The sequence below is a fragment of the Streptomyces sp. ActVer genome, from assembly GCF_027270795.1.
GTDB classification, from domain to species: domain Bacteria; phylum Actinomycetota; class Actinomycetes; order Streptomycetales; family Streptomycetaceae; genus Streptomyces; species Streptomyces umbrinus_A.
Map to the genome: position 1 here is coordinate 1 of NZ_JAPWHT010000582.1, position 5,519 is coordinate 5,519.

Genomic DNA, 5,519 nt, shown 5'->3' on the forward strand with positions numbered 1-5,519 from the left:
AGCTTGGCGGTGATCGTCGACTTCACGGACGGCATGTTCGTGCCGTTCACGTACAGGTTCGTGGTCTTGCCCTTGAAGGTCTTCTTCACGCCCGCGCAGCGCGCTTCAAGAGCGACATGGCCCTGCTCCTGGATGACGCAGATGTTGTTCTTGGCGCCGAGTTCGTTGAGCTTCTCGCCGAAGGCCTCACCGGCGACGGACTCGTCCTGGCCGAAGTACTCCAGCAGGCCCTGTTCCTTCCAGTCGTCGATGCCTCCGTTGAGGCCGACGACCGGGATGCCGGCCTTCTCCGCCTTGGCGACTGCGGACTTCATCGCGTCCGGCTTGGCCAGCGTGACGGCGATGCCGTCGACCTTCTGGTCGATCGCGTTCTGGACCAGGTTGGCCTGCTTGGCCGAATCCGGGTTGCTGGAGTACACCAGCTCGACGTTGTCCTTGGCCGCGGCGGCCTCGGCACCCTTGCGGATGAGGTCCCAGAAGGTGTCGCCGGGGGCCGCGTGGGTGATCATCGCGACCTTCATGCGGGGGGTGTCGGCCTTGCCGGCAGACGCGTTGCCCGTGTCCTCCTCGGCCTTCTTGCCACCGGAGTCGCTGGAACAGCCGGTGACTATCAGGGCCGCCGCGGCGGCCGCGGCGACGAGGGCGAATCTGCGGGAACGGGTGCGAAACGTGCGGTCCATCTTTCCGGCACCTCACTGTGCGACAGGGGAAAGGGAGCAGGGGCAGCGGTCCGGGCAGGCTGCCCGGACCTTCGGCCCGTACGGAAGGAGACCGCAGGGCCACGTACCGACAAACTCGGCTGTGCTGTTGGGAGGGGATGTAAGTCCCTGACAGACCCCGCTGTCAATACTTTGTTAAGACATCATTTCACGATCACGTGAGAATGTAAGTACAAAGTCTTGACATGGCTCGGCCTCGGTCTTACACCTAGGACACACCGGTCCCCTGCATCCCGCACCCCCGGAAGCCCGCAGCCAGCACGAGGAGCGACGCGTATGACCGAGTCCTTCGACCTGATCACCATGGGTCGCATCGGGGTCGATCTCTACCCTCTGCAGACCGGAGTGCCGCTCGCGCGTGTCGAAACCTTCGGTAAATTCCTCGGTGGCTCGGCGGCCAACGTGGCGGTCGCCGCGGCCCGACTCGGCCGTTCCACGGCGATCGTCACCCGAACCGGCGATGATCCCTTCGGAGCCTATCTGCACCAGGCTCTCAAGGAGTTCGGGGTCGACGATCGCTGGGTCACCCCCGTCGAGGAGTACCCGACGCCGGTCACGTTCTGTGAGATCTTCCCGCCCGACGACTTCCCGCTGTACTTCTACCGGCAGCCCAAGGCGCCCGACCTGGAGATCCGCACCGACGAGCTGGACTTCTTCGCCGTCCGGGACGCGAAGATCTTCTGGATCACCGGCACCGGTCTGAGCGAGGAGCCCAGCCGCTCCGCCACGCTCGCGGCCCTCAAGGCACGCGACAAGGCCGGCATCACCGTCTTCGACCTCGACTGGCGCCCCATGTTCTGGAAGAACCCGGCCGAGGCCCGCCCGTACTACGCCGAAGCCCTGCGGCATGTCACGGTCGCCGTCGGCAACCTCGACGAGTGCGAGGTCGCCACCGGCGTCCGCGAGCCCCGCGCCTGCGCCGAGGCACTCCTCGAAGCGGGCGTGGAGCTGGCCGTCGTCAAGCAGGGCCCCAAGGGCGTCCTCGCCGTCCACCGCGACGGCACCACCGCCGAAGTGCCGCCCGTACCCGTCGAGGTGGTCAACGGCCTCGGCGCGGGCGACGCGTTCGGCGGCTCGCTCTGCCACGGGCTGCTGGCCGGCTGGGAGCTGGAGAAGACGATGCGGTACGCCAACGCGGCCGGCGCCCTGGTCGCCTCCCGCCTCGCCTGCTCCTCCGCGATGCCGACCGCCGCCGAGGTCGAGGATCTCGTCGCCTCCCGCGCCTGACGCCGTCACCCCTTGAACGGAGCCAACCCTTGAGCATCACCATCCCCGACCTCGTCAGGGTGCGCGCCCGGCACCCGGAGGCGGTGGCCGAAGCGGCCGCCCGCCGGACCCGGCGTCCCCTCGTCGGCGACAGCGGCCGCCTGATGATCGTGGCGGCCGACCACCCGGCACGCGGCGCGCTCGGCGTCGGCGATCGCAGGCTGGCGATGGCCAACCGCGCCGACCTGCTGGAGCGTCTGTGCGTCGCGCTGTCGCGGCCGGGCGTGGACGGGGTGCTCGCCACCGCCGACATCCTGGACGACCTGCTCCTGCTCGGCGCGCTGGAGAACAAGGTCGTCATGGGCTCCATGAACCGCGGCGGCCTGGCCGGTGCCGTCTTCGAGATGGACGACCGGTTCACCGGACACCGTGCCGAGGACATGGCCCGGCTGAACTTCGACGCGGGCAAGCTGCTGCTGCGCATCGACTACGACGACCCCGGCTCGCTGACCACCCTGGAGTCGACCGCCCGCGCGATCGACGACATGGCGGCGCACCGGCTTCCCGTGTTCGTCGAGCCGTTCATCTCCCGCCGCGTCGAGGGAACGGTCCGCAACGACCTCACCGCCGAGGCCGTCACCCGCTCCATCGCCATAGCCTCGGGGCTCGGCGGCACCTCCGCCTACACCTGGCTGAAACTGCCCGTCACCAGCGACCCGGACGACATGGCCGCCGTGCTGGAGACCTCGACCCTGCCCGCCGTCCTGCTCGGCGGCGAGGTCGGCAGGGACCAGGAGGGCGCGTACGAGAGATGGCGCAAGGCCCTGCGGCTGCCCACCGTCCAGGGTCTGGTCGTCGGCCGGTCCCTGCTCTATCCCGCCGAGGGCAGTGTGGAGACCGCGGTGGACACCGCGGTCGGCCTGCTCTGACCGGAAGGATCCACTTTTCATGACCAGCGCACACCACCTGCCCGCGGGCAAGGCCGCGAGCGGCCCGTACGCCGTGGACGTCACCCCGGAGAACGCCGGCTGGGACCACTCCAGCCTCCGCGTCCTGGAACTTGCGCCCGGCGGCACGCACTTGTTCACCGCCGGGGACAGCGAGTGGATCGTGACCTCGCTCGGTGGCGGCTGCAGTGTCACGGTCGGTGACGATTTCGGCCGCGACGAGTTCGAACTGCGCGGCCGCGCGAGCGTGTTCAGCGGTGCCAGCGACTTCGTATACGTGCCGCGCGACGCGACCGCGACGCTCACCTCGGCCGCCGGCGGGCGCTTCGCGCTCACCGGGGCCCGCTGCTCCCGGCGCCTGCCGGCCCGCTACGGGCCCGCCGAGTCCGTCCCGGTCGAGCTGCGCGGCACCGGCAACTGCTCCCGCATGGTCCGCAACTTCGGCGCGGCCGGGGTCTTCGAGTGCGACAAGCTCATCGCGGTCGAGGTGATCACCCCGGGCGGCAACTGGTCCTCGTACCCGCCGCACAAGCACGACGAGAACCGGCCCGGCGAGGAGTCGGAGCTGGAGGAGATCTACTACTTCGAGATCGCCGACCACGAGGGCACGCCCGGCCTCGGCTACCAGCGGGTCTCCCCGTCCGGCCACGGCAGCGGCACCGATGTGCTCGCCGAGGTGCGCGGCGGCGACGTCGTCCTCATCCCGGACGGCTGGCACGGCCCCTCCATCGCCACGCCCGGCCACGACATGTACTACCTCAACGTCATGGCGGGCCCCGGCGCCGACCGGGCCTGGCTGATCTGCGACCACCCCGACCACGCCTGGATCCGCGACACCTGGCCGAGCCAGCCCGTCGACCCCCGGCTGACCCGAACCACCCAGTGAGGAACCGATGAGCCGCTCCACCCTCCGCCTGACCGTCGCCCAGGCACTGGTGCGTTTCCTGGCCGCGCAGTACACCGAACGCGACGGCGTACGGCACCGGCTGATCGCCGGTACCTGGGGGATCTTCGGCCATGGCAACGTCGCCGGGATCGGCCAGGCGCTCCTGGAGGCCGGCGAGGAGACCATGCCGTTCCACCAGGGCCGCAACGAACAGGCCATGGTGCACGCCGCGGTGGGCCACGCCCGCCAGCTGAACCGGCTCTCCGCGCAGGCGGTCACCACCTCCATCGGCCCCGGCGCGACCAACCTCGTCACCGGCGCGGCCCTGGCCACGGTCAACCGCCTCCCGGTGCTGCTCCTGCCCGGCGACTACTTCGCGACCCGCGCCGCCGACCCGCTGCTCCAGCAGCTGGAGCACCCCGTCGAGGCGGACCTGTCGGTCAACGACACGCTGCGTCCGGTCTCCCGCTACTTCGACCGGATCACCCGCCCCGAGGCGCTGATCCCCTCCGCCCTGAACGCGATGCGGGTGCTCGCCGACCCCGTCGAGACCGGCGCCGTCACCCTCGCCCTGCCGCAGGACGTCCAGGCCGAGGCGTACGACTGGCCCGAGGAGTTCTTCGCCGACCGGATCTGGCACGTACGCCGCCCGGCGCCCGAACCGGCCGAGCTCGCGGCCGCCGTGGAAGCCGTACGCGGCGCCCGGCGCCCCCTGATCGTCGCGGGCGGCGGCATCCACCACAGCGAGGCCGAGCCGGCCCTCAAGGCGTTCGTGGAGGCCGCCGGCATCCCGGTCGCGTCCACCCAGGCCGGCAAGGGTTCCCTGCGCTACGACCACCCGGCGGATCTCGGCGGCGTCGGCCACACAGGCACCGCCGTCGCCGACGAACTGGCCCGCACCGCCGACCTGGTCATCGGCGTCGGCACCCGCTACACGGACTTCACCACCGCCTCGGCCACGCTCTTCCAGGAGCCGGGCGTGCGGTTCGTGAACCTCAACGTGGCCGCCTTCGACGCGCACAAGCTGAGCGCCCGGACCCTGGTCGCCGACGCCCGCGCCGGTCTGGAGGCCCTCACCGAGGCGCTGTCCGGCCACCGCGTGGACGCGGCGTACGAGGCCGAGTACAGCGCGGGCAAGGAGCGTTGGGAGGAGGTCGTGGACGCCGTGTACCGGGCGGACGACGAGCACGCCGTCCCCACCCAGACCCAGGTCCTCGGCGCCCTGGACGCCGTGGTCGGCGACGACGACGTCGTCATCAACGCGGCCGGCTCGCTCCCCGGCGACCTGCACAAGCTCTGGCGTGCGCGCAGCCCGCGCCAGTACCACCTGGAGTACGGCTACTCCTGCATGGGCTACGAGATCCCGGCGGGCATCGGCGTCCAGCAGGCCGCCCCCGGCACCCCCGTCTGGTCGCTGGTCGGCGACGGCACGTACCTCATGATGCCCACCGAGATCGTCACCGCCGTCCAGGAGGGCCTGCCCGTCAACCTGGTACTGATCCAGAACCACGGGTACGCGTCCATCGGCGGCCTCTCCGAGGAGACGGGCGGCGAGCGCTTCGGTACCGCCTACCGCTACCGGGCCGCCGACGGCACCTTCACCGGCGCCCCGCTGCCCGTGGACCTGGCCGCCAACGCCGCCAGCCTCGGCATGGACGTCCTGCGCGCCAAGACCGTCCGCGAACTGCGCGACGCCCTGGCCGCGGCCCGCGCCTCGGACCGGCCGACGTGTGTGTACGTCGAGACCGACCCGACGCCCAC

General features: G+C 71.0%; 5 protein-coding genes. 4 read left to right on the plus strand and 1 reads right to left on the minus strand.

The genetic code is table 11. The features are described 5' to 3' along the window. On the minus strand, window positions 1-680 hold a 680-nt coding region (locus O3Q52_RS47990), incomplete at its 3' end, for a substrate-binding domain-containing protein (protein ID WP_269654760.1). A gap of 315 nt (window positions 681-995) precedes the next feature. Here O3Q52_RS47990 and iolC point away from each other — a divergent pair. From iolC to iolD, 4 genes are all read left to right on the plus strand, one after another. Beyond that, on the plus strand, window positions 996-1,946 hold the full coding sequence (gene iolC / locus O3Q52_RS47995; protein ID WP_269654761.1) for a 5-dehydro-2-deoxygluconokinase: 951 nt from the start codon (window positions 996-998) through the stop codon (window positions 1,944-1,946). Between the two features lie 29 nt (window positions 1,947-1,975). Further along, window positions 1,976-2,854: a deoxyribose-phosphate aldolase gene (locus O3Q52_RS48000; protein WP_269654762.1), complete on the plus strand. Its 879-nt coding sequence runs from the start codon at window positions 1,976-1,978 to the stop codon at window positions 2,852-2,854. Between the two features lie 19 nt (window positions 2,855-2,873). Further along, the gene (gene iolB / locus O3Q52_RS48005) at window positions 2,874-3,758 is read left to right on the plus strand and encodes a 5-deoxy-glucuronate isomerase (protein ID WP_269654763.1); all 885 of its coding nucleotides are present in this window, start codon (window positions 2,874-2,876) and stop codon (window positions 3,756-3,758) included. Between the two features lie 7 nt (window positions 3,759-3,765). Beyond that, a partial coding sequence (iolD, locus tag O3Q52_RS48010) for a 3D-(3,5/4)-trihydroxycyclohexane-1,2-dione acylhydrolase (decyclizing) (RefSeq protein ID WP_269654764.1) occupies window positions 3,766-5,519 on the plus strand: 1,754 nt, incomplete at its 3' end.

Coding starts and splice junctions, on each gene's coding strand:
- iolB (WP_269654763.1), top strand. CDS start 2,874: ATGACCAGCGCACACCACCTGCCCGCGGGCAAGGCCGCGAGCGGCCCG.
- iolC (WP_269654761.1), top strand. CDS start 996: ATGACCGAGTCCTTCGACCTGATCACCATGGGTCGCATCGGGGTCGAT.